Consider the following 20,823-nt stretch of genomic DNA (forward strand, 5'->3'; position numbering starts at 1 on the left):
GCCCTGATGACCACCGAACATCCCATTGAGGTTGATCATCCCGCGCTCCAGCCTGACCCCGGCAGAGCCAGGAGGTGTCCGGCGATCGACGGTGACTGCCGCCGCTGTCACTGACCTCGCCAGATGTTGTCGAAAGCGGCCTGCTCAATGGCTCGCCGCTGTTTGACGCCCTCCAGCTCGATCAACGCGTCGTTGACCGCGGCGAGCACGGTCTCCACCGCCTCGTCGGGTACGCCCGGGGCGTCTTCGCCCTCCTCCTGGTCGCGGATCCCGACGGCTGTCGCGAGGGCGACGAGCACCGGCTCGTTCGACTCCCAGCGGTCCTTCGCCAGACGGCGGTCGGGCGAATCGGCCAGCACCCTCTGTCCGCCCTGGAAGGGTTTCCAGTGGCTTCGCTCCCGCGTGAGCACCCCCTCCGTCTCCAGGGCGGCCAGATACGCCGGCGCCAGCTCGCGGCCCCGGCGCCACAGCCAGTCACTCACCGCCTCGTACGGCGCCTCGCGGGCGAGCGCTGCCTCGGCCTGCTCCAGAAGCCGATCGGTCACGGCCGCCCCCTGGCCGGGGACGATCCGGTCGTCGTCCAGGGTGACGACCCCGGCGGCCAGAAAGTCGATCAGCTCGGCCCCCGCCAGCGCGAGCGACATCTCGCCCTGCTCCACGAGGTGGCCGGGCGCCACGTCCATGGCGGTGATCAGCAAGTCCCGGGGTGTGGTCATGGAAGGCTCCCCACGTCAGAGACACCGACGAACGACGGAGGCGCCGGCCGGGCGGCACCGCGCGCCGGACGGGACCCAGGCTGCCGACGAGTGCTCCCGTATACGAGCGTAAGGAGCGAGGGGGAGGGGCTCAAGTCCTCAGGGCGTCCCGCCCACGCGGGCGATCCATGGCGGAACCGGTCATGGTCCGGGCCGGTAACGTGCCTGATTCGCGGGCGCCACCGCCCGGCATCGCATCGTTGACGCGTACACACAACCAGCTGGAGACTGTGTGCCTCACCGCTCACGGGAGGCAATATGCGAGCACGCGTCCTTGCCGTCACCCTCGTCACGGCCGCTGTGGCGGCGGCCGCGACCCAGGCCACCGCGCAGCCGGCGCAGCCGCGCGCTGCGACGCCGGCCGCCTGGTGCGCGTCCCAGGGAGGTGTCGCCGCCACGTACCGGCCCTTCTACGACGCCGGCAGCAGGCTCAGCCCTCTCGGCGGTCAGCGAGAGCTGTGCGAGTTCACCGCCGCCGACACGTCGCGCATCACCGTGGCCGCCGATACCCTCGCCGCCGAGCTGCCCACCCTCGCCTCGCTCGCGTACGTCCGCAAGCCGCCGGTGCCGCAGCACCCGCAGGGCAATCCGTCGGCCGTCTACTGCGCGAACCTGGGCGGGACGACCCAGTTCGGCAACCACAAGAGCGACGTCGGCGGCTGGATCAAGGACGGCGAGCCCCGGGACAGCGACCATCTGCGCGACATGTGCCTGTTCGCCGACGGATCCGCGATCAGCGCCTGGGGCCTGACCTACCACACCAACGGCGTCATCCGCGGCGCCGACCTCACCAAGAAGTTCCGCGCCACCGTCCCCGGCGCCTGACCGGGGCTCCGAAGCGTGCCGGTTTACCGCGTCTCGACCGGCAGCAGCCCGCGCTCGCCGAACACCTTCTTCGCCACGAACGTCGCGTTGAGCGCCTTGGGGAAACCGCAGTAGACGGCGGAGTGCAGCAACGCCTCGACGATCTCCTCGGGCGTCAGCCCGACGTTCAGCGCGGCGTTGATGTGCACCTCCAACTGCGGCTCGCACCCGCCGAGCGCGGTCAGCATGCCGAGGGTCACCAGCTGCCGGTCGCGGGGCGCCAGGCCCGGGCGGCTGTAGATGTCGCCGAAGCCCCAGGCCGCGATCTGGTGGCCCAGCTCCGGCGAGATGTCCGCGAGCGAGGAGACGACGCGCTCGCCGGCCTCGCCGTCGATGCCGGAGAGCACCCGCATCCCCCGCTCGAAACGGTCCTGACGGGTCTCGGCGGTCATGTTCTCGGCAGTCATGTCGTGCTCCATCCAACTCATGGTCTCGTTCCGGCCGCCCGGCGCGCCCCGCGTCAGCGGGGTGCGCCGGGCGGCCACGAAAAGAAACTAGGAGTTGGAGCGCACTCCAACGCAAGCCGGGCCGGACCTCAGGCCGGGAATTTGTCCGCGGTTCGCCGCGTTGACGGGCCGACACCGCGCTGGTTCTCGCTGCCCCAGGGAGTCGTATGACAGTCGCACTGCTCGCTCTGCCCTCGATCATCGATCAGGCGGAGCGCCTGATCGATCTCGGAGTTCACGAACTCGCCGGAATCCACGCCGGCGAACTGCGCTCCACGGCCGCCGCGTCGGGGGCCCGCGACGGCCTGCTCGTGATCCACCCGGACCGGGTCCCGGCGTCGGCTCTCGTGCCGTTCCTCCGGCACCGGGAGAAGCCCGGCTTCGTCGTGGAGGACATGACCGACATCGACCGGTTCTCGCCCATCGAGGGCGTCCGCGTGCCCGACGCGCCGGTCTACGTACTGGAGGGCCTCGACCGCGGCGATCACATGGCGAACTGGACCCCCGACGAGGCGCTGCCCGCCATCGTCGAGGAGCACCGCACCCCTCTGCTCCTCGCGGAGGGCGTCCACTGGGTGATCCAGCAGCCGGCGGCACTGGAACGGGGCCGCTGTTTCATGACCATCGGCTCCCGTCTGCGGAAGGCCGGCGGGCGGCTGGACGCGCGCACCCCCGCCCTGTGGATCAGCAACGGGACCGGCCGGGACGGCCGGGACCGGCGCGACGCGCCGAAGGCCGGCTGGTGCTGGGCGGGCAACCGGCACACCTGGCTCGGCTTCGCCTCGGCGGCAGCCCGCACCGCGAGCTGACCCGTCACCCTCCCGCGTGATGAGCGGCCCGGCGGGAAACCGCTGCCGGGCCGTTCGTCATCGCGGTTCCCGTACGGCGCCCGCCACGACCGTGGCCACGGTCCTGCGGACGGCTTCGGGGTCCGGCGGGCCGCTCTCCCGGTCCGCGAACAGCAGGTGCGCGGCCCCGACCAGCGTGGGGGCGAGCGTGCCGACGTCGGCGCCGGCCGTGACGCGTCCCGCTTCGCGCTCGGCCGTCAGATACGAGGCGATCATGGCCGTGGCCTCCGTGAGGAGCGGGACCCCGGTCGATCCGGCCCGGCGCAGCCGGGCACGCAGTTCGTCCCGGAAGGTGATGAGGGCGACGATCGCCACGGCGACCGACTCGAACAGCTCCGTCAGCGCGCCGGCGAGGTTGCCGGTGACCGTGCCCGTCCCGGCGGACGCGCGCAGGGCGCCGGCCTGGTCGTCGATCCGGGCGATGCGGTCCAGCACGAGCTCCGCGAGGAAGGCGTCGAAGTCGGCGAAGTGCCGGTGCAGGACGCCTTTGGCGCAGCCGGCCTCGGTGGTGACCGCCCGGCTGGTGAGCGCGTTCGGCCCGTCCCGCAGCAGGATGCGCTCCGCCGAGTCGAACAGCTGCTGTCGCGCGTCGCCTATGGCCACCCCTGTCGGCATGCCGTGCTTCCTCCTCCGTCTGTCCCCGTCCGTTGACGAGTGGGCATGCGCCCACTCATAGTGGGCGCATGCCCACTATACGTTCTTCCGGGGGCGACCCCCATCAACACCGGCTCATGGCCGCGTCGTTCGGCGTGGACGCCGAACGCTACGACCGCACCCGGCCCCGCTATCCCCAGGCCATGGTGGAGCGGATCGCCGCCGAAAGCCCCGGCCCCGACGTCCCGGACGTCCTCGACGTCGGCTGCGGCACCGGAATCGTCGCCCGGCAGTTCCAGGCGGCCGGTTGCGCGGTGCTCGGCGTGGAACCCGACGCGCGCATGGCCGACGTGGCACGGCGGCTCGGGGCGGCGGTCGACGTGGCGACGTTCGAGGACTGGGACCCCGCAGGCCGGGAGTTCGACGCGGTCGTCGCCGGTCAGACCTGGCACTGGATCGACCCGGTCGCGGGAGCGGCCAAGGCCGCGCACGTACTGCGGCCCGGCGGCCGGCTCGCGCTGTTCTGGAACGTTCCCGAGCTCCCGCCCGCCGTCGCCGAAGCCATCGCGGAGGCTGCCCGACGGGCCGTTCCCGACGCGCCGTTCGACCTCCGCCAAGGAGCGCAGAGCGCCGGGGGCGGCTATCAGCCGATTCTCGACAGGGCCACCGACGCGATCCGGGACACCGGCGCGTTCGGCGACGCGGAGCGGTGGCGGTTCGCCTGGGAGTGGTCCTACACCCGTGACGCGTGGCTGGACGTGATGCCCACTCAGGGCGCCTTCACCCGGCTTCCGCAGGACAAGCTGGCCGAGGTGCTGGAGGCCACCGGGGCCGCCATCGACGCGATGGGCGGCGGCTTCACGATGCGCTACACCACGGTGGCGGTCGTCACCGCCCGCGCCGGCGCCGGGCCGCGGCCGGAGGGCGGCGTGCGACGGGGCTAGACCCTCGCCCCCAGCAACTCCTGGAACGCCTCCGTCCCTTCCGGCGTCACCTTCACGGCGCGTCCCGAGCCGACCCGCCGCACCCACCGCCGCTCCAGCGCGGTGGCGCACAGGGCAGCGCCCAGCGCTCCGCCGAGATGGGGGCGCCGCTCCGTCCAGTCCAGGCAACCGCGCACCAGGGGCCGCCGGGCACTTGAGGGCTGCTCGAAGCCCAGGGCGTCGGCGAGCCACGCCCGGCCCTCCGGGGTGACGGAGAGCCCGGAGTCGGCCGCGACCAGGCCCCGGGCGACCATCGCCTCCGCCAGGGTCACGCCGAGCCGCCCCGCCAGATGGTCGTAACACGTGCGGGCCCGGGCCTCGGCGCTCTGCCGCACCGACTCCCGAAGGTTCCGCGGGCCGGTGGTGCTTGGGCGGGTGGCGCCCGGGGTGGTGGCGTCCGGGGCGGCCCCGGTGTCCGGGGCGTACGAGCTGAGGGCTTCGATCAGGCCGGCCACCTCCGGACCGGCCAGGCGGACATAGCGATGCCGGCCCTGGCGTTCCTCGGCCAGCACGCCGCCCGCGATGAGACGGGAGATCTGCTCGCTGGCGGTGGAGGGCCGCACCCCCGCGTACGTGGCGAGTTCCCCCGCCGTCCAGGCCCGTCCGTCGAGAAGGGCCTGGCAGAACGCGGCCCGGGTGCGGTCGGCGAACAGGGCGGCGGTCTCGGCGAGCGGGATCATGACGCCAGGATGCCGCAGGAATGGTTCGGGGAGCGCCGAACTGTTCCGGCTCTAGCGTCGAGGCCATGACGAACACGACGGATACGACGCACGAATTCGACCGCTACGCCGACATCCGGGCGGCCCTCGCCGACCCCGCGCTGGTCCCGGAGCCGCCGGCCGCCGCCACCGGGCCGGCCGGGGCGAGCGTCGCCTGGCTGCGGGCCACCGTGGCCCGGTTCGGCTCCGGCGAGCCGCACCGCCGGCGCCGGGCCCTGGTGGAGGCCGAACTGGCCCGGCTGGAACCCGCCGCACTGCGGCAGGCGGTGGCGGCGGAGCCCGGCGGGGACATCCGGACACGGGTGGTGCGCACCCTCGCCGAAGCCATGGGGATACCGGAGCCCGACGCGGTCGCGAAGGCGGTGACCGTGGTGTCCGGGCCCTACTTCGGCGCGCCCGCTGACGAGGCCGCCGACGAGGCGGTCGCCTGGCTGGTGGCGCGAACGGCGCCGGGTGCGGCGACAGATGAAGCAGGCGATGACGCGGGCATGGAAGCCGCCGCCAACCGCATCGGGCTGCTGGTGCAGGCGTGCGACGCGACGGCCGCCCTGGTGGAGGCCGCGGGCACCGGCGACGTCCCCCTCGCCCGGGTCCTCCGGGAGAACCCGCCGCTGCGGACCATGCGCCGGGTCGCCGCGCACGCCACCGAGGTCGCCGGCCGGCGGATCGCCGAGGGCGACGCGGTGGTGCTGGACCTCGCGGCCGCCCACCGCACCCACCCCGTGCCCCTCGCCTTCGGCGCGCCACCACGGGTCTGCCCCGGCCGGGCACACGCCCTCGCCCTGGCGGACGGCCTGCGCCGGCGCCCGCTGACCGCCTTCGCCCGCCTCCACCACCAGTCGGCCCCGCTGCTGCTGCCCAACGCCTGGGACCACGCCTCCGCGGCCGCACTGGCGGCGCAGGGCTTCCCGGCGATCGGCACCACGAGCCTCGGCGTGGCCGCGGCCGCCGGCCTGCCCGACGGGGCGGCCGCGACCGCCGAGGCGACCCTCGCGCTGGCCCGCCGGCTGGGACAGGGCTCCTTCCTGTTCTCCGTGGACGCCGAAGGGGGCTTCAGCGACGACCCGCGGGACGTGGCCGAGCTGGCCCGGAGCCTGCACGCCGCGGGCGCCGCGGGGATCAACCTGGAGGACCACCGCCCGGACGGCACCCTCGCTCCCGCCGAGCTGCACGCCGCGAAGATCGCCGCAGTCAAGGCCGCCGCACCCGCGCTGTTCGTGAACGCCCGCACCGACACCCACTGGCTCGGACGCCAGGAGGACGAGACCGCGGCGCGCCTCGCGGTCTACGAACAAGCCGGAGCGGACGGGGTGTTCGTGCCGGGACTCTCGGACCCGGACGGCATCGGCGCCCTGACGGCGACCCTGACCGTCCCGCTGAACATCCTCTACACACCCACCGGCCCCACGCTCGCCGACCTGGCCGGGCTGGGCGTGCGCAGGGTCAGCCTGGGTTCGCTGCTCTACCGCAGCGCCCTGACCGCGGCCGTGGCCACCGCGACCGCGATCCGCGACGGACGGCCGACGGGCCCCACGCCCTTGTCCTACGCGGAAGCCCAGGCGCTGTCGGCGTCCGCTCCGGGGACGCGGGGAACCGAGTGACGACCACCGTGCGGGTGCGGTCGGCGTTGCGACACGGCCGACGTACGGGCGATCGGCGAGGCGCCGTGTTCAGCTGAAGGACGAAGGGCTGCAGGCCGAAGGCCGAAGGGGGTGGCAGCCGGTCGAGCGGCAGGGAGCGGAAGTGGCGGAGACCGACGACATCGACCGGCAGGACATCCGGCTGGCCGTGGTCATGAACGGCGGGGTGAGCCTGGCCGTCTGGATCGGCGGGGTCACCGTCGAACTGCACCACCTCGCGATGGCCCGCCGCTGGGACGAGGCGGTCTACCGGCCGCTGCTCGACCTGCTGTGCGCCGACGCGCGCGTGGACGTGATCGCCGGAACCTCCGCCGGCGGGCTCAACGGCGCCTTCCTCGCCCTCGGCCTCGCCCGCGAGAAGGACATCACGCCCCTGTGCGGCCTGTGGCGGGACAAGGGCGCGCTGGGCAAACTGCTGCAACACCCGCTCCAACGGCAGCCCCCCTCCCTCCTCCAGGGGGACTACTTCCTCGACGAGCTCCGCAACGCCCTCCGCGCCGTCGCGACCTCCCCTCCACGGACCGGCGCCGACGACGGGAGGACCGGGCGACGGCCCGTCGAGCTCATCCTCACCGGCACCCTGTGGCGCGGCCGGTACAGCTCCTCCTGCGACGACACGGGCGTCCGCATCACCGAGGTCGACCACGACGCCCGCTTCCGGTTCGCCTCGCAGGCCGGGGCCACGGACCCCGTCGCCGACCTCCAGGACGACGGGGTGATCGACCGGCTCGCCGTCGCCGCCCGCTGCACCTCCTCCTTCCCCGCCGCGTTCGCGCCGCAGTGGGTGGACGTCGACGCGGACGCGGCCGACGGCCCCTGGCCCTCGACGGCCGGGCGCGCCAACTTCCGCGTCCCGCAGTACGTCGTCGACGGCGGGATCCTGCTCAACAAACCCATCCGCCCCGCCCTTGAGGCCGTCTACCGGCAGACCGCGCAGTCACAGGTCCGCCGGGTCCTCACCTACGTCGTGCCCGACCCGTCGGAAGCACCACCGCAGGCTCCCGCCCCGGAACCCACCGGGACGCCGCCCCTGCGCGCCCCCGACGTCCTCCTCGGCGTCCTGACACGGCTGCGCTCGACCGACTCGGTCTCACGCGAGCTGACCGAGATCCAGGTCCGCAACGAGGACGCCCGGCACCGGCGCCGGGCCCGGGCCCGGTTCGCGTACGCCCTGGCCGGCGCGGCGCGACAACTCTCCGGAGCGGCATGGCAGGGCTACCTCGAGACACGGATCGAGCACGCCGCCGACACCATCGGCCGATGGCTGGCCGCCGGGCAGCCCGCCGAGACCGCCGGCCGATGGAGCGAACGGGAGATCGCCGACCGCCTCCGCGTGGTCCTGCGGGACCGGCGCGCACGACCGGAGTCGTTCATCCCCCGAGGGGACTCCGTCGACGAGGCCACCGGCCGGACCGGCACCGACTGGGACTGGGGGCAGACCGCCGTCCAGGGACTGCGCGACATCGTCGTCGACGTCCTCAGACGGGCCGTCTGGCTCGCGCCCATGGGCTCGCCGGAACGCCGCGCCATCATCGAGGCACGACGCCGGGCGAACACCGTGTTCGAGGAGATCGAGGAGGACTGGCGCACACTGGCGGAGCACTGGACCCGCGCCGGCGCCGGCCTGCCGCCCGGCGCGTACGACGGGCTCGGCAAGGCGACGGCTGCCGCCACCCGGCGCCTCGAGGACTGGCTGCACCAGGCCCTCACCGACTGGGACGGACCGCCGGACACCGGCGCGGAGGACTACGCGGAACGGCACGCGCGCCGGTACGGCCAGGCGACCGCCCTGGCCGACTCTCTCATGAGCTGCGACGACGCTCTGTCCCGCGTCGCCGGAGCCGGAACCGGAGCCGAAACCGGAACCGAGGCCGGGCCCGGGGGCCTGGCCGGGGAGGCCGTCGTCGACCCCGTCGGAACCGAACGCACCCACCTCAAGGCCCTCACCGACTACCTGCTCCACTCCACCCAGGACGTCCTGGACCGCATGCTCCGCCTGGAAGTCGTCCAGCAGGCGTACGGCGACACCCAGCGAGCAGTGGAGCAGGAAGTCGAACTGATCCAGGTCTCCTCCCGCGAACCCGGCCTGCTCACGGGCAGGCAACTGCACCACTTCGGCGCCTTCTACCGCGCTTCCTGGCGCGTCAACGACTGGATCCACGGGCGCATGGACGGCGCCGCCCACCTGGCGCGGGCACTGATGTCGGTCGAGCGGCTGCGGCAGGTCTGGGCGACGGACGACGACGCCGACGACGCGGCCCACCGGCTCGTGGACGCGCTGCGCGCCTGCGCCGTCGACGCGCGCGACCCCGCCGACCGGGCGTGGCTGGAGCAGACCTGGCAGGAGCACTACGCCTCCACGTGCCGGGGCCTGGCGACGGAACAGATCATCCCCATCCGTCCCGCAACGCCGCCCGGGGGACCCGGTCCCGAGGACGACCCCCGGCTCGGCCTCTGCGTGGAGGCGGTCACCCACGCCCTCCAGACGAACATCCTCAGACAGGAACTCCACCTTCTGGCGGACGCGGTCCGCACGGAAGGCGACGGCCGTCCCGAGGACAGCACGCGATGGCTCGCCCAGTACGACGCGGCGGCGTCCACGACGACAGGCCGGCCGCTGCCGGCGGAGACGATGTGGCGACTGTGGGAGAGCGCCCGGACCATCGGCGGCCAGCGGATCACCCAGGAGGCGGGCGGCGACCTCTTCGCCGAAACCGCCGCACACAGCGCCGCCGTCACGGCGAGCGCCGTCGGCGCGCCCCGCGTCAAGGCCGTCGGCGCGGTGTTCAGCGCCCTGCGCGGCTACACCCTCGCGGTGTGGGCCATGGTCCGCTTCCTCACCCGTCCGGGCAGGTTCGGCCGCCGTGCGGTGGACCTCGCGGTGGTCACCGGAGGCGTCCTGCTGGCCATGTCCCTGTTCGTCCCCGGCCTTCCCGTGGCCTTCACCCTCGCCGGGGTGTTCCTCCTGCTGGCGGGCTGGTCGGCGGCCGCGCTGCTGACCCGGGACGCGCGGCGGCTGGGCCTGAGACTGGCCGCCGTCGTGCTCGTCCTGCTCTGCGCCGCCGCCTTCTACATCTACGCGAACCGGAACGACGTGCACCTGCGCGAGACGCTGTGGAGCCTGGCGGTCAAACTGGGAGTCGGCCTCCTCGTCGTCCTCCTCGGCATCTTCCTCGCCCGCACGCGCGGGCCGCGCGGCACCTTTTACCACTCGCACCGCCCTGACGAGTGCAGCTTCGACGAACAACGAACCCGGAGTGCCGCTCCTCGCTAGAGTCCCGCACGTTCCGATCGGCGGAGCGACGGAGGGGGAGCGGCCGGTGCCCAACTTGCTGAGAGTGCCACTCGAGAGCGGCGGATCCGTGCTCGTCGAGATCGACGAGGACCCTCAGGCGGTCGTCAGGGTCGCCCGCGGCGGCGGGGCCGTCGCGCACGCCGCGGAGACCCTGGAGCGCGGGCTGGACAGTGTGCGGGAGGCCGCGCACGCCGTCGTCGGCAGGCTGACCGACTTCCCCCGCCAGCCGAACAAGATCACCCTCGAACTGGGGCTGAAGCTCTCGGGGGAGACCGGTGTCTTCCTCGCCAAGACCGCCGGCGAGGCGTCCTTGACGCTCACCTTGGAGTGGGACGGACAGCGCCCCGACGCGCTGCCGGTCACCAGGGCGGTCACCGCCAACGGAACGGCCGCCAACGGAACAGGCGTCAACGGAACGGCCGCCAACGGAGCAGCCGCCAACGGCGCGGCGGCCGTGGCCGGCTGACCGCGGCGAGGAGAAAGAGAACCACCCCATGCCCGGACCCGTGCCGAACCCCGGCATCGCCCGGCTGTGGTCGCACGGCGCCCCACGGGGCGCGGGCTTCCTGGCCGCCCCGCGCACCGTGCTGACCTGCGGACACGTCATATCGGCGATCGCGGGGGAGCCCGAGTCCGTGGCCCTGCCCCCGGGGCTCGCCGTCGAGCTGGACTTCCCGCTCGCCGGCCTGCCGGTCCCCCGGCTGACCGCGTCCCTGGCCCGGCACATCCCGGTCGCCGACGACGGCACCGGGGACATCGCCGTCCTGACCCTAGCCGAGGACCCGCCCGCGGGGGCGGAGCCCGTGCGGCTGCTGGACGTGGACACGGTACGGGACCACCCCTTCGCGGCCTTCGGCTTTCCCGCCGGCGACGACGAGGGAGTGTGGTCGCACGGCACGATCGTCGACGACCGGGGCCGGGGCTGGGTGCAGATCGAGAGCACCGGCGCCTGCGAGATCCTCCAGGGCTTCAGCGGCACACCCCTGTGGGACGACCGGCTCAAGGGCGTGGTCGGCATGGTCGTCGCCACCGACCGGCGGTTCGTGGGCCGGGCGGCCTACGCCATCACCCTCGACACGCTCCTCGAAGCCCACCCGGAGCTCGCCCGCCACGCCTCGCCGGACTCCCCCTTCCGAGGGCTCATGCCCTTCCGGGAGCGGGACGCCGCGCACTACTTCGGGCGTTCCGTCCAGATCGAGGAGCTGACCGAGGCGGTCACCACGTCCGGGGTCGTCCCGGTGGTCGGGGTGTCCGGGGTCGGCAAGTCCTCGCTCGTCCAGGCGGGTCTCCTGCCCGCGCTGCGCCGGCGCGGCGACTACAGCGTGGTGACGCTGGTCCCCGAACCGGCCGTACGCGCCGAGCACATGCTGGCCTCGGCCCTGCTGCCGCTGCTCGACGCCCTCCCCGGCGAGGAGAACGACCCGGGCGACGTGGGGGAGCGCCTGGACCGGCTGGCGCGGCGGTTACGGGACGGAGCCGCGGCCCCCGTGGTCACGGAGGCGGTCGGCCGCTCCGGCACCTCACAACTCCTCCTCTTCATCGACCAGTTCGAGGTGCTCTTCCGCTGCCCTCCGGGCGAGGCGGACGCGCTGGTCGAGCACGCCCTCCGGATGACCGAGTGGCGCACCGCGGACGGCGGCCCGCTCGTCCGCCTGGTCTTCACTCTGCGGCTGGACTTCCTCAAGGCCATGCGCCGGTTCCCGGCGCTCGAGCGTGTGTGCGACACGTCGGCCTTCTTCGTCAACAAGCTGTCCGGTGACCAGTTGCGCGAGGTGGTGCTGGCCCCGGTCGACTCCTTCCACGGCGCCGTGCGGTTCGAGGACCGGCTGGCGGAGCGCCTGTTGTCGGATACCGGGAGCAGCCCCGGGGCCCTGCCCCTCCTGGAGTTCGCCCTCACCCTCCTGTGGGAGCGCCGGGTCCACGGGGTGCTGACGCACGCGGCCTACGAGGAGACCGGCCGGGTCGCCGGGGCCCTCGCGAGCCACGCGGAACGGGCCGTCAAGGAGCGGCTGGGCCACCTGCGGGACGAGGTGCGGCGGCTGTTCGTCCAGCTCGTCCGCCCGGGCGACGGCGCCTCCGACAACCCCGTCGACACCGGGCGCACCGCGCGCCGCCCCGAACTGCCCTCCGCGTGCTGGGAAGCCGCCCAGCTCCTGGCCACCCAGCGGCTCGTCCACCTCGACCACGCCTCCGACGGTGTGGAGACGGTCGCCCTCGCCCACGAGGCGGTCCTGGAGCACTGGCCCACCCTGCGGGACTGGGTCGACGCCGACCGGGACTTCCGCACCTGGCAGGAGCACCTCCGGGCGCGGATGAGCCGCTGGGAGCTCAGCGGGCACGACCGGGCGCTGCTGATGCGCGGCTCGGAGCTGAGCGCGGCGGAGAAGCGGCTGCGCGACCGGCAGGACGACATCCCCGCAGCCGAGCTCGCGTACATCCGGGCGAGCGCGGAGTGGCGGCGGCGCCGCCGGTTCCGCGGGGCCCTCGCGGGGACGGCCGTCCTCACGGCGATGGCGGGCCTCACCGGTGCCGGTCTCGTCTCCGTACGGGAGAGCAAAGCGGCGGAGCTCTCGGGCGGGCTCGTGCAGGAGGCGCAGCGCCAGGCCGGCTCCCGGCTGGAGACCTCGGCCCTGCTGTCCGTCGCGGCCTGGCGCACGGCCACCACCCAGCAGGCCCGCGACAACCTCTTCGACCGCTATCTGGCCGACTCCCCCTACGACGCGGTGCTGCCCGCGGACGGAACGGTCGCGGAAACGGCGCTCGACGACTCGGGGCAGGTCATCGCCGTCCGCACCGGCGCCGGCCGGCTCACCGTCTGGCGCGTGGCGGCCTCGGGCGGCATCTCCCGGCTGGCCGACATGGACAACGTCTCGGCCGTGGCGGTGAGCCCCGACGGCACTCGGCTGGCGCTCGGGGGCGACGGCAACCGCATCGTGGTGTGGGACGTCCGCGAGCGCGAGGTGCTGCTGACCCTGCGCGGCGCGGCGAGCACCGCCAGCACCGGCCAACGGCCCGACCAACTGCGTTTCGACCGCACGGGGCACCGGCTCGTGGCGCACCCACCGCTGGACGACACGGCCCAGGTGTGGGATCTCGACCGGCCCACGGCTCCCGCGGTGACGCTGCGGACGCCCACCGGGACCGAAGGGGAGGCCAGGGAGTTCGCCTTCGACGCGAGCGGTGAGCACGTCGTGGCCTCCCACATCGGGGACAGCCACCACGTGTGGGATGCGCGCGACGGCCGTGTCGTGGCGAAGAAGGGCCCGGAGGAGGGGCCGGGTCTCCCCGTGGTGTCCTTCCTCAGCGGCCCCCACCCGGTCGTCGCCCAGTGCGTGGACGGCCGATGGCACCTGACGGCCCCGGCCGACGGCACGACCGACCCGCGCCTCGCCCGCGCCGTCCCGTGCGCCACCACCGGTGAACTGGCCGGGGTGTCCGACCAGGTGGTGCTGGCACGAGGGAACGGCACGGTCACGGTGTACGACGCCCACACCGGCCGGCAGCTGTCGCGGTTCGACGAGGACGCGACCTCGGGCGGCGGCTACACCCGGTACGCCCTGTCCAACGGCGGCCGGAGGATCGTCCACGCCCGGGGCACGGAGGTCCTGGTCATGACCGCCCCGGCGCCGGACTCCCTCGGCACGGTCGACTGGACCAGCGGCTCGCCCCCCGAGGGCAAGCAGGGCGACGCGGAAGCGGCCCAGTTCTCCCCGACGGGCCGCTATCTGGTCACGGTGCGCGTGGACAGCGGCACGGTCACGCTGTGGGATCCGGCGACAGGGCGCCGTATCGCCACCGACAGCTCGTCGAAGGCCGGGTCTCCGGGGTACGCGGTCTTCGACCCCGCGGAGAAGGTCCTCGCCGTGAGCGACATGGCGGATCCGGTGGTGACGCTCTACAGCGTGCCGGGACTCCATGTGCTCCGTCAGCTGCGCATCGATCTGCCCGCCGACACCCCACCGCGCGTGGGGGAGGTCACGGGCATGGGATTCGACGCGCGGGGCCGTCTGACGGTGCTGGCGGGCGGCGCGGTCTCCCGCTGGGACACCACGACCGGCGAGGCGACCGGGCGTCCGCTGCTCTTCACGGGCAATGCCCCCGTCGACCGGCGCGAGTACTCGACGGCTCTGGCCGTGCACCCCCGCTCCGGGCAGGCCGCCGTGACCACCCCCGACCGCCGGGGCGTCGAGATCTGGGACCTGGAGAGACGACATCGCGTCGAAGTGATCGTCCCCGGCTTCACGGCACCACTGCTCGACTGGTACCGGGCCGTGCGGTACAGCGCCGACGGCACGCGCCTCATGCTGGTCAGCCAGGACGGGGAGACGGAGGTCCGCGACGCGGAGACCGGACGGAAACTCATCGGCATCCCCGCCGCCCCCTCCCGCACCACGGTCTTCCTGGCCCGTTCCACCCAGGTGGTCAGCATGCGCAAGGGAGCCTTCGAACTGTGGGGCCCCGAAGGCCTGATCGCCCGGACCCGTACACCCACGGCCGCCCAGGTGCGGGCGGTCGTCCCCTCACCCGACGGCGAGCGGATGCTCCTGACCACCGGCAAGGACCTCGACGTGAGATTTCGCCTCGAACAGGCGTCCCCGGACGCCTGGGCCACGGGCCTCTGCTCGCGCGTCACGCGCGACATCGCGCGCGGCGACATGGGAACGGTGCGCTACGGGTTCCTGGAGCGCAATCTGCTGGGGGTGACGGCATGCGCTCGCGGGTAGGCGCCGTGGCGGCCATGTGCCTCCTCCTGGTGGCCGCGTCCACCTCGTGCTCGTCGGGGAACCAGGTCGGCTCGCCGGGCCCGACCCGGTCGGTCACCCTGTGGAACCCCTCGGCCGGACGCCCCTCGCCGTCGACGGCGGCCGACGGGCCGTTCGACGTGGACGCCGCCATGCTGCGCATCAAGCGCCTGGGGTACACGGCCGACGACGAGCCAAGTGTCCTGAAGGCCCTCCGTGGCCCCTTCCGTGCCCTTCACGGCCACTGCACGGGAAGCGTCGACGGCCACTGTGTCAGCGTTTTCTTCTTCCAGGGCAATGACTACGTGGGTTACGACAACCCCGGAGTCACGGAATCCACGATCGTGAAGCAGGACGGGACGACGGTCACCATCTCCTACCCCGTCTTCACGACCTCGGATCCCCTGTGCTGCCCGTCGGGCGGCAAGCGTGAGATCCGGGCGGCCTTCAAGGGCGGGAAGGTGGCCTTCACACCCCCGTTGCCGGACAATCCCAACGGCCCGGGCACGTAACGGCGGTCAGAGCGGGCGCCTTACGATCGGTGCATGTCCAAGCATGATGCAAACTCACGGTGGTCCCTGTGGTCACGGGACTCGGTACTGTCGATCGGTTCGGCGGGCTCGGTGCTCTCGATCGGCTCGGCGGGGTCGTTCCTGTCCGTCGGTTCGGTCGGCAGCGCCCTGTCGGTGGCCTCGGTCGGCTCCTGGCTGAGCGCCGGCTCCCTGCTGTCCTCCCGGTCACGGTGGTCCGTGATGTCCTCGCGGTCCCACCGGGGCCTCCTGGCCGCCGGATTGGTGACGGCCGTGGCCTGCGCGGCACTGACCGCCGGCCGTGACCGCCACCCGGCCTCCTGACCGGAGCGCTCCAAAACCCGCGCCCGCCGGCCTCACCTCGCCGACCGGCCGCGCCTACCGGCCGGCGGGGGAGGTGAGGAAGCGGCCGATCTCGCGGGCCACCGCCTCCGGCTCGTCCAGCATGGACAGCACATACGCGCCGGGTATCTCGGCGTAGCGCCCCGCGGGCAGCAACTCCGCGAGGCGGCGGCCGTGCTCGGGCGGCATCACCCGGTTGTCGGGCGACCACAGGACGAGCGACTCGCCGGTGAAGCGGCGCAAGGCCTCGGTGTCGCGGATGAGTTCCCTCTTGTCGAACGGGTCGCGGCAGTACGCGAGCAGGTCGCGCTCGATGGCCGGGTCGGTGAGGATCGGTTCCGTCCAGGGTCGGACGAGGGCGTCCGGCAGCGGCCGCCGGACCATCTGCCCGTACAGCAACCGTCGCAGCGGACCGATCCGCAGTTGACGGGCCGCCAGCTTCATCCCGCCGGGCACGTGCTTGGCGATCGTGAGCATCTTGCCGGGCAGTCCGGGCGGGAAGTTGTCGAACGCCTCGCACGGGAGGATCACCTTCCGGGCGACGCGCCGGTCCAGGCCGTGGGCGGTGAGGAACAGCGACCCGCCCCAGTCGGAGTGCACCAGCGTGACCGCGTCGAGGTCGAGCGCGTCCAGGAAGTCCGCGACCAGCCGGACCTGTCCCCGCATCGTGAGATCGGCGCCCGCGTCCATCGGCCGGCGATGGGACCCCAGCGGCAGGAGGGGCCGCAGATATCTGAACCCTTCGGGCAGCAGCGGCATGACCCGGTCCCAGACCGTGTGGTCCATCAGCAGCCCGTGCAGCAGGACGACCGGCGGCCCCGCCCCGGCGTCCTCGTACTCGACGACTCCGGCGGACACCCTGACATTCTGCACGGCAGCCTCCCCAGTGAACGGTCGATCGTCCAGTCACCGTGAACCAGCGGCCAGTCTGACAGCGCCGGCCGACGGGGGACCAGCCGGTAACAAGGCGCCGGCCACGCACTCCACGCGCTCTTTCGGCCATCCGGGCGCCCCCGACTTCCACCGTTAAGGGGCGAAGTGAGCCGAACCCCTTCCTCCGCCGGCCGGTTGAGCACTGGGTGCCGTGAACCAGGCGCTCTTTACCAACCGAGGGAGGGAAACCCCATGGAGAGTCCGGGAGACCATAAACAGGATCAGGCTCACAGGCTACCGTTCCCCGAGCCGGTGGAACCCCGGCGCAAGGCGCAGTGGGCGACATCGGCGTTCGACCACGCCGGCGTATGGCGGCTGTCGGCGTCCATCCCGGCGGTCCTGGCCCAGGTGTTCCGCATGGCCTGGCGCATCGACCGCCGCGACGTGACCGTCATGGTGGGCGCGCAGCTCACCTACGGCATCTGCTCGGCCGTGGCCCTGACGGCCACGTCGCGGGCGATGGTGCACCTCCTCGGCACCGGCACGGTCGCCGACCGCGTCCACGCCGCGCTGCCCGCGCTGCTGGCCATCGCGGTCGCCGCCGGCACCGGCCGCGTCGCCCACGGGCTGGCGTCCTGGTCGGTGGGCCGGCTCAGACCACGGCTGATGACCGCCGCCGACATCGCCGTCGTCGACGCGATGGTGTCCGTGGAGCTCGCGGCGTTCAACGAGCCGGGATTCGCCGAGGAGCACGAGGCGGCGGAGGCGGGATCGCTGCGCTGCGACCGCCTGATCTACGACGTGCAGTCGTTCATGTCGGCGCTGATCAAGCTCGTGGCCGCCTTCGGCGTGCTCACGGTCCTCCATCCGCTGATGCTGCCGGTCCTCGTGCTCGCCGTGGCCCCGTCGGGCGCGGGGGCGATGGCCGAGGCGCGGATCGAGCACCGGACGCACCACGCCAACAGCTCGGGCCGCAACGTCAAGGGCATGATGCGCTGGTACCTGACCACCACTCAGCTGGCGGACGAGGTGCGCGGCAACAGCATGGCCCCGTACCTGATGTTCTGGTACCGCACGATCACCGGCCGGATGGACGCCCGGTCGCTGGCCGGGGCCGCCCGCGCGCTGCGGATCAACCTGGTCTCGGCGTGCGCCGGCGGTGTGTGCCTGACCCTGGCGTGGGCCACGCTGGCCTGGCTGACGATCACCGGGCGGATGTCGCTCGCGATCGCCGCGACGGCCGTCCTCGCCGTGCGCGCGGCGCTCGGCAACCTCACCAACGCCGTGCACTACGCCGCGTCCCTCTTCCACTCCAGTCTCTTCCTCGGCGACTGGAAGCGGTTCATCACCTCCAGCCGCGCCCACTACCCGGCCCGGGGCACGGTCGTGGTGCCCGACCGGCCGGAGACCATCCGCATCGAGGACGTGTCGTTCACCTACCCCAACAAGACCCGGCCCGCGGTCGACGGCGTGTCGCTGACCCTGCGCCGGGGGCAGGTCGTGGCCGTCCTCGGGGAGAACGGCTCGGGCAAGTCGACGCTGACCCGGTTGCTGTGCGGCCTGTACACCGCCGACAAGGGCCGGGTGCTCTGGGACGGGGCGGACCTGGCGGAGATGGACCTGCGCCGGGTCTGGGAGCACACGGGGGTGGTCACCCAGCAGTTCGGGTACTGGCCGCTGTCCGCCCGGGAGAACGTCACCCTCGGCCAGCCGGTCACGTCCGGCGACGAACGGGTGTGGAAGGTCGTCGACGCGGTCGGCATGCGCGAGGCGGCCGAGGAACTGCCCGACGGCCTCGACACCCTGCTGGCCCGCGAGCTGTGGGGCGGCGTCTCCCTCTCGGGCGGCCAGTGGCAGCGGGTCGCCTGCGGCCGGGTGCTCTACCGCGAGCCCGACGTCGTGGTGCTGGACGAGCCGACCTCACAGATGGACGCCCAGGGCGAGCACGACATGTTCCGGCTCGTCCGGACCATCGCCCCGGACCGGATCACGGTCGTGGTGACGCACCGCCCGGTCAACGCGCGGGTCGCGGACCTGGTCGTCGTCATGGACCAGGGCCACATCGTCGAGCAGGGCACCTTCGGCGAGCTGGTGACGGCCGGCGGCAGGTTCCAGCGGTGGTACGAGCTCGGTCAGGAGGGCTGAGCGCGGCCGTCGTCCCGTTCCGGGAGGGAACGGGACGACGGCCCCCGGCCGGAACGGCCTACAGCTCGGCGGCCTCGTCGTCCTCGCCGGGCTCCTCCGCCTGGGTCGTCACGACCTGGAGCACCGCCGCGTCCCCGTCGATCGCCAGCGACACGCCCGCCGGCAGCGTGATGTCACGGGCGTGCACGGTGTGCCCCGCGTCCAGGCCCGCCACGGACACCGTGACCGACTCGGGTATGTGGGTGGCCTCGGCTTCCACCGGCAGGGAGTTCAGCAGGTGCTCGAGCAGATTGCCGCCCGGGGCCAGGGCGCCCTCGGTGTGGATCGGCAGCTCCACGGTGACCCGCTCGCCCCTGCGCACGGCCAGCAGGTCGATGTGCACGAGGAAGCCCTTGAGGGCATCGCGCTGCACCGCCTTGGGAATGACCAGTTCCCTCTTCCCGCCGATCTCCAGGTCTATCAGGACGTTCGGGGTTTTCAGGGCCATCATCAGCGCGTGACCGTCGACCGTCACGTGCTGGGGCTCGGCGCCGTGACCGTACACGACACCCGGAACCCTGTTCTCGCGGCGGATCCGGCGGGCGGCGCCCTTGCCGAAGACGGTCCGCGGCTCCGCGGCCAGCTTGACCTCAGCCATTTCTGCACTCCTCGTACGACGCGTGGACTGCTGGGCATGGATCACCCGGCTCGGGACGGAGCTCCACGAACCGCTGCGAAGAGCGCGCGCCGATCACGGAGCCACCGCACCCGGAACACGCGGTACGGCCTCCCTCGCCGAGCAACCCGACGAGCGTAACCGGCGACTCCCTCACGCGCATCAAGTGAAGTGGGATGACGGGTGGTTGACCTGAAGTGATCGGCACGCTTGTGCCCGGGGCCGGCGAAGAGCAGGCAAAGCGCTTCTCCATGAATCGCAAAGGGGAGTAAATCCCCCGAACCCGCCCGAAGATCGGTTACGGGCGGGTCCTACGCTGACCCCTCGTGGCAATGGCAAGCAGTCTCCTCGCAACCGGTTCCACGGCCCTCGCGCTGCCGGGACCGACCCCCGGCCGGTGGGCCGGCACCTGGCAGGCCGACCCGTTCGGGATCGCCGCCGTCGTGCTGCTGGGCGGGCTCTACGGGTGGGGCGTGCTCCGGGCTCGACGGAACGGCCATCGCTGGCCGGCCGTCCGCACCGCCGCCTTCGCGGTGCTCGGCCTGGGGACGGTCGCCGTGGCGACGATGTCCTCGCTCGCGGTCTACGGCCGGGTGCTGTTCTGGCCGGCCGCCGTGCAGAACATCCTCCTCGACCTCGTCGCCCCGCTCGGCCTCGCGCTCGGCGACCCGCTCGCCCTGGCGCGCCTGGCACTGCCCGAGCGGGGCGCCGACCGGCTGGGCCGGGTCCTGCGCGGGCGGTTGCTCCGCGTCCTGACGTTCCCCGTGATCGGCACGCTCCTCGTGCTCGCCTCGGAGCTGTCGGTCTACTTCACCCCGTACTTCGAGACGGCGCTGCGCGACGGGGCGGTGCACTCCCTGCTGTACCTCCAGCTGCTGCTGTCCGGGTGCCTGTTCGTGCTGCCCGTGCTCAGCCGCGAGGACCTCCTGCCCGCCTGGTGCACCCACCCGTTGCGCGCCCTGTTCGTCTTCGTCGACGGCCTCGTGGACGCGATCCCCGGCATCCTCGTGATGAGCAGCGGCACCCGGATCGCGGCCGGCTGGTACGCGGCCCGGCAGCCGGGCTGGGGACCCGGGCCGGACCGGGACCAGGTGCTGGGCGGCGGGCTGATGCTCGCCATCGCCGAGCTCGTGGGACTGCCGTTCCTCATCGCGGTGTTCGTCGAGTGGGTGCGCGCGGAACGCGTCAGGACCGCCGAACTCGACCGCCGCCTCGACGCGGAGGCGGCCCTGGCCGCCCCGGCTCCGGCCCAGGAGGCCGTGGCGCCCGGGCGCGTACCCGTCCCCGAGGCCACCCGCCCCTGGTGGGAGACCGACCCGGGGGTCGTGGGGGAGCGCTTCCGGCAGGGCCGGGGCACCCTGTGACGCCGGCCCGCCGCCCTCGCGGAGGCCT

At 73.3% G+C, this 20,823-nt stretch carries 17 protein-coding genes; 11 read left to right on the forward strand and 6 right to left on the reverse strand.

The window, feature by feature from the left end:
* Window positions 1-107: 107 nt before the first annotated feature.
* Window positions 108-716, reverse strand: coding sequence for a GPP34 family phosphoprotein (locus K6I33_RS00725; RefSeq protein ID WP_229347223.1), 609 nt, complete (start codon window positions 714-716; stop codon window positions 108-110).
* Window positions 717-1,013: 297 nt separating this feature from the next.
* Here K6I33_RS00725 and K6I33_RS00730 point away from each other — a divergent pair, with 297 nt between their 5' ends.
* On the forward strand, window positions 1,014-1,580 hold the full coding sequence (locus tag K6I33_RS00730) for a DUF333 domain-containing protein (RefSeq protein WP_229347225.1): 567 nt from the start codon (window positions 1,014-1,016) through the stop codon (window positions 1,578-1,580).
* A 23-nt stretch (window positions 1,581-1,603) separates the two neighbouring features.
* Here K6I33_RS00730 and K6I33_RS00735 read toward each other — a convergent pair whose 3' ends face one another.
* Complete coding sequence (locus tag K6I33_RS00735; protein WP_229347227.1) at window positions 1,604-2,026, reverse strand: carboxymuconolactone decarboxylase family protein; 423 nt, start codon at window positions 2,024-2,026, stop codon at window positions 1,604-1,606.
* Window positions 2,027-2,232: 206 nt separating this feature from the next.
* On the opposite strand from K6I33_RS00735, the gene K6I33_RS00740 reads away from it, so the two are divergent.
* On the forward strand, window positions 2,233-2,874 hold the full coding sequence (locus K6I33_RS00740; protein ID WP_229347229.1) for a DUF5701 family protein: 642 nt from the start codon (window positions 2,233-2,235) through the stop codon (window positions 2,872-2,874).
* A gap of 57 nt (window positions 2,875-2,931) precedes the next feature.
* Here K6I33_RS00740 and K6I33_RS00745 read toward each other — a convergent pair whose 3' ends face one another.
* Entirely contained in the window at window positions 2,932-3,528 is a 597-nt protein-coding gene (locus K6I33_RS00745) for a TetR/AcrR family transcriptional regulator (protein ID WP_229347231.1), read from the reverse strand.
* A gap of 116 nt (window positions 3,529-3,644) precedes the next feature.
* Here K6I33_RS00745 and K6I33_RS00750 point away from each other — a divergent pair, with 116 nt between their 5' ends.
* Window positions 3,645-4,451, forward strand: a complete 807-nt coding sequence (locus K6I33_RS00750) for a bifunctional 2-polyprenyl-6-hydroxyphenol methylase/3-demethylubiquinol 3-O-methyltransferase UbiG (protein WP_229347233.1) — start codon at window positions 3,645-3,647, stop codon at window positions 4,449-4,451.
* Here the strand turns inward: K6I33_RS00750 and K6I33_RS00755 are convergent.
* Complete coding sequence (locus K6I33_RS00755; protein ID WP_229347235.1) at window positions 4,448-5,170, reverse strand: helix-turn-helix transcriptional regulator; 723 nt, start codon at window positions 5,168-5,170, stop codon at window positions 4,448-4,450. The genes K6I33_RS00750 and K6I33_RS00755 overlap by 4 nt on opposite strands.
* A gap of 65 nt (window positions 5,171-5,235) precedes the next feature.
* Here K6I33_RS00755 and K6I33_RS00760 point away from each other — a divergent pair, with 65 nt between their 5' ends.
* The 6 genes from K6I33_RS00760 to K6I33_RS00785 all read left to right on the forward strand — a co-directional run bounded on the left by K6I33_RS00760 (window position 5,236) and on the right by K6I33_RS00785 (window position 15,740).
* Window positions 5,236-6,810: an isocitrate lyase/phosphoenolpyruvate mutase family protein gene (locus tag K6I33_RS00760; protein ID WP_229347240.1), complete on the forward strand. Its 1,575-nt coding sequence runs from the start codon at window positions 5,236-5,238 to the stop codon at window positions 6,808-6,810.
* A gap of 142 nt (window positions 6,811-6,952) precedes the next feature.
* Window positions 6,953-10,123: a patatin-like protein gene (locus tag K6I33_RS00765; RefSeq protein ID WP_229347242.1), complete on the forward strand. Its 3,171-nt coding sequence runs from the start codon at window positions 6,953-6,955 to the stop codon at window positions 10,121-10,123.
* A gap of 64 nt (window positions 10,124-10,187) precedes the next feature.
* Complete coding sequence (locus tag K6I33_RS00770; RefSeq protein ID WP_229347244.1) at window positions 10,188-10,610, forward strand: CU044_2847 family protein; 423 nt, start codon at window positions 10,188-10,190, stop codon at window positions 10,608-10,610.
* A 28-nt stretch (window positions 10,611-10,638) separates the two neighbouring features.
* A complete protein-coding gene (locus tag K6I33_RS00775) occupies window positions 10,639-14,868 on the forward strand; it encodes a trypsin-like peptidase domain-containing protein (RefSeq protein ID WP_229347248.1) in 4,230 nt (1,409 codons plus the stop codon).
* Entirely contained in the window at window positions 14,853-15,398 is a 546-nt protein-coding gene (locus tag K6I33_RS00780) for an LppP/LprE family lipoprotein (RefSeq protein WP_229347250.1), read from the forward strand. Before K6I33_RS00775 ends, K6I33_RS00780 begins: the two co-directional genes overlap by 16 nt.
* Window positions 15,399-15,431: 33 nt before the next feature.
* Window positions 15,432-15,740, forward strand: a complete 309-nt coding sequence (locus K6I33_RS00785; protein WP_229347252.1) for a hypothetical protein — start codon at window positions 15,432-15,434, stop codon at window positions 15,738-15,740.
* Window positions 15,741-15,794: 54 nt separating this feature from the next.
* Here K6I33_RS00785 and K6I33_RS00790 read toward each other — a convergent pair whose 3' ends face one another.
* Window positions 15,795-16,631 carry an alpha/beta fold hydrolase gene (locus tag K6I33_RS00790; protein WP_229347254.1) on the reverse strand — a complete coding sequence of 279 codons (837 nt, stop codon included), beginning with the start codon at window positions 16,629-16,631 and terminating at the stop codon, window positions 15,795-15,797.
* A 252-nt stretch (window positions 16,632-16,883) separates the two neighbouring features.
* Between K6I33_RS00790 and K6I33_RS00795 the strand changes: the two genes are divergently transcribed.
* Window positions 16,884-18,776 carry an ATP-binding cassette domain-containing protein gene (locus tag K6I33_RS00795; RefSeq protein WP_374282829.1) on the forward strand — a complete coding sequence of 631 codons (1,893 nt, stop codon included), beginning with the start codon at window positions 16,884-16,886 and terminating at the stop codon, window positions 18,774-18,776.
* A gap of 58 nt (window positions 18,777-18,834) precedes the next feature.
* On the opposite strand, the gene K6I33_RS00800 is transcribed toward K6I33_RS00795, so the two are convergent.
* Window positions 18,835-19,413, reverse strand: coding sequence for a 50S ribosomal protein L25/general stress protein Ctc (locus K6I33_RS00800; protein WP_229347258.1), 579 nt, complete (start codon window positions 19,411-19,413; stop codon window positions 18,835-18,837).
* A gap of 350 nt (window positions 19,414-19,763) precedes the next feature.
* On the opposite strand from K6I33_RS00800, the gene K6I33_RS00805 reads away from it, so the two are divergent.
* Window positions 19,764-20,795: a cytochrome c oxidase assembly protein gene (locus tag K6I33_RS00805; RefSeq protein ID WP_229347260.1), complete on the forward strand. Its 1,032-nt coding sequence runs from the start codon at window positions 19,764-19,766 to the stop codon at window positions 20,793-20,795.
* The last annotated feature ends 28 nt before the right edge of the window (window positions 20,796-20,823 follow it).

This window comes from Streptomyces sp. UNOB3_S3, from assembly GCF_020740895.1.
Lineage (GTDB): Bacteria > Actinomycetota > Actinomycetes > Streptomycetales > Streptomycetaceae > Streptomyces.

Coding starts and splice junctions, on each gene's coding strand:
- K6I33_RS00725 (WP_229347223.1), bottom strand. CDS start 716: ATGACCACACCCCGGGACTTGCTGATCACCGCCATGGACGTGGCGCCC.
- K6I33_RS00730 (WP_229347225.1), top strand. CDS start 1,014: ATGCGAGCACGCGTCCTTGCCGTCACCCTCGTCACGGCCGCTGTGGCG.
- K6I33_RS00735 (WP_229347227.1), bottom strand. CDS start 2,026: ATGACTGCCGAGAACATGACCGCCGAGACCCGTCAGGACCGTTTCGAG.
- K6I33_RS00740 (WP_229347229.1), top strand. CDS start 2,233: ATGACAGTCGCACTGCTCGCTCTGCCCTCGATCATCGATCAGGCGGAG.
- K6I33_RS00745 (WP_229347231.1), bottom strand. CDS start 3,528: ATGCCGACAGGGGTGGCCATAGGCGACGCGCGACAGCAGCTGTTCGAC.
- K6I33_RS00750 (WP_229347233.1), top strand. CDS start 3,645: ATGGCCGCGTCGTTCGGCGTGGACGCCGAACGCTACGACCGCACCCGG.
- K6I33_RS00755 (WP_229347235.1), bottom strand. CDS start 5,170: ATGATCCCGCTCGCCGAGACCGCCGCCCTGTTCGCCGACCGCACCCGG.
- K6I33_RS00760 (WP_229347240.1), top strand. CDS start 5,236: ATGACGAACACGACGGATACGACGCACGAATTCGACCGCTACGCCGAC.
- K6I33_RS00775 (WP_229347248.1), top strand. CDS start 10,639: ATGCCCGGACCCGTGCCGAACCCCGGCATCGCCCGGCTGTGGTCGCAC.
- K6I33_RS00780 (WP_229347250.1), top strand. CDS start 14,853: ATGCGCTCGCGGGTAGGCGCCGTGGCGGCCATGTGCCTCCTCCTGGTG.
- K6I33_RS00785 (WP_229347252.1), top strand. CDS start 15,432: ATGTCCAAGCATGATGCAAACTCACGGTGGTCCCTGTGGTCACGGGAC.
- K6I33_RS00795 (WP_374282829.1), top strand. CDS start 16,884: ATGGAGAGTCCGGGAGACCATAAACAGGATCAGGCTCACAGGCTACCG.
- K6I33_RS00800 (WP_229347258.1), bottom strand. CDS start 19,413: ATGGCTGAGGTCAAGCTGGCCGCGGAGCCGCGGACCGTCTTCGGCAAG.
- K6I33_RS00805 (WP_229347260.1), top strand. CDS start 19,764: ATGGCAAGCAGTCTCCTCGCAACCGGTTCCACGGCCCTCGCGCTGCCG.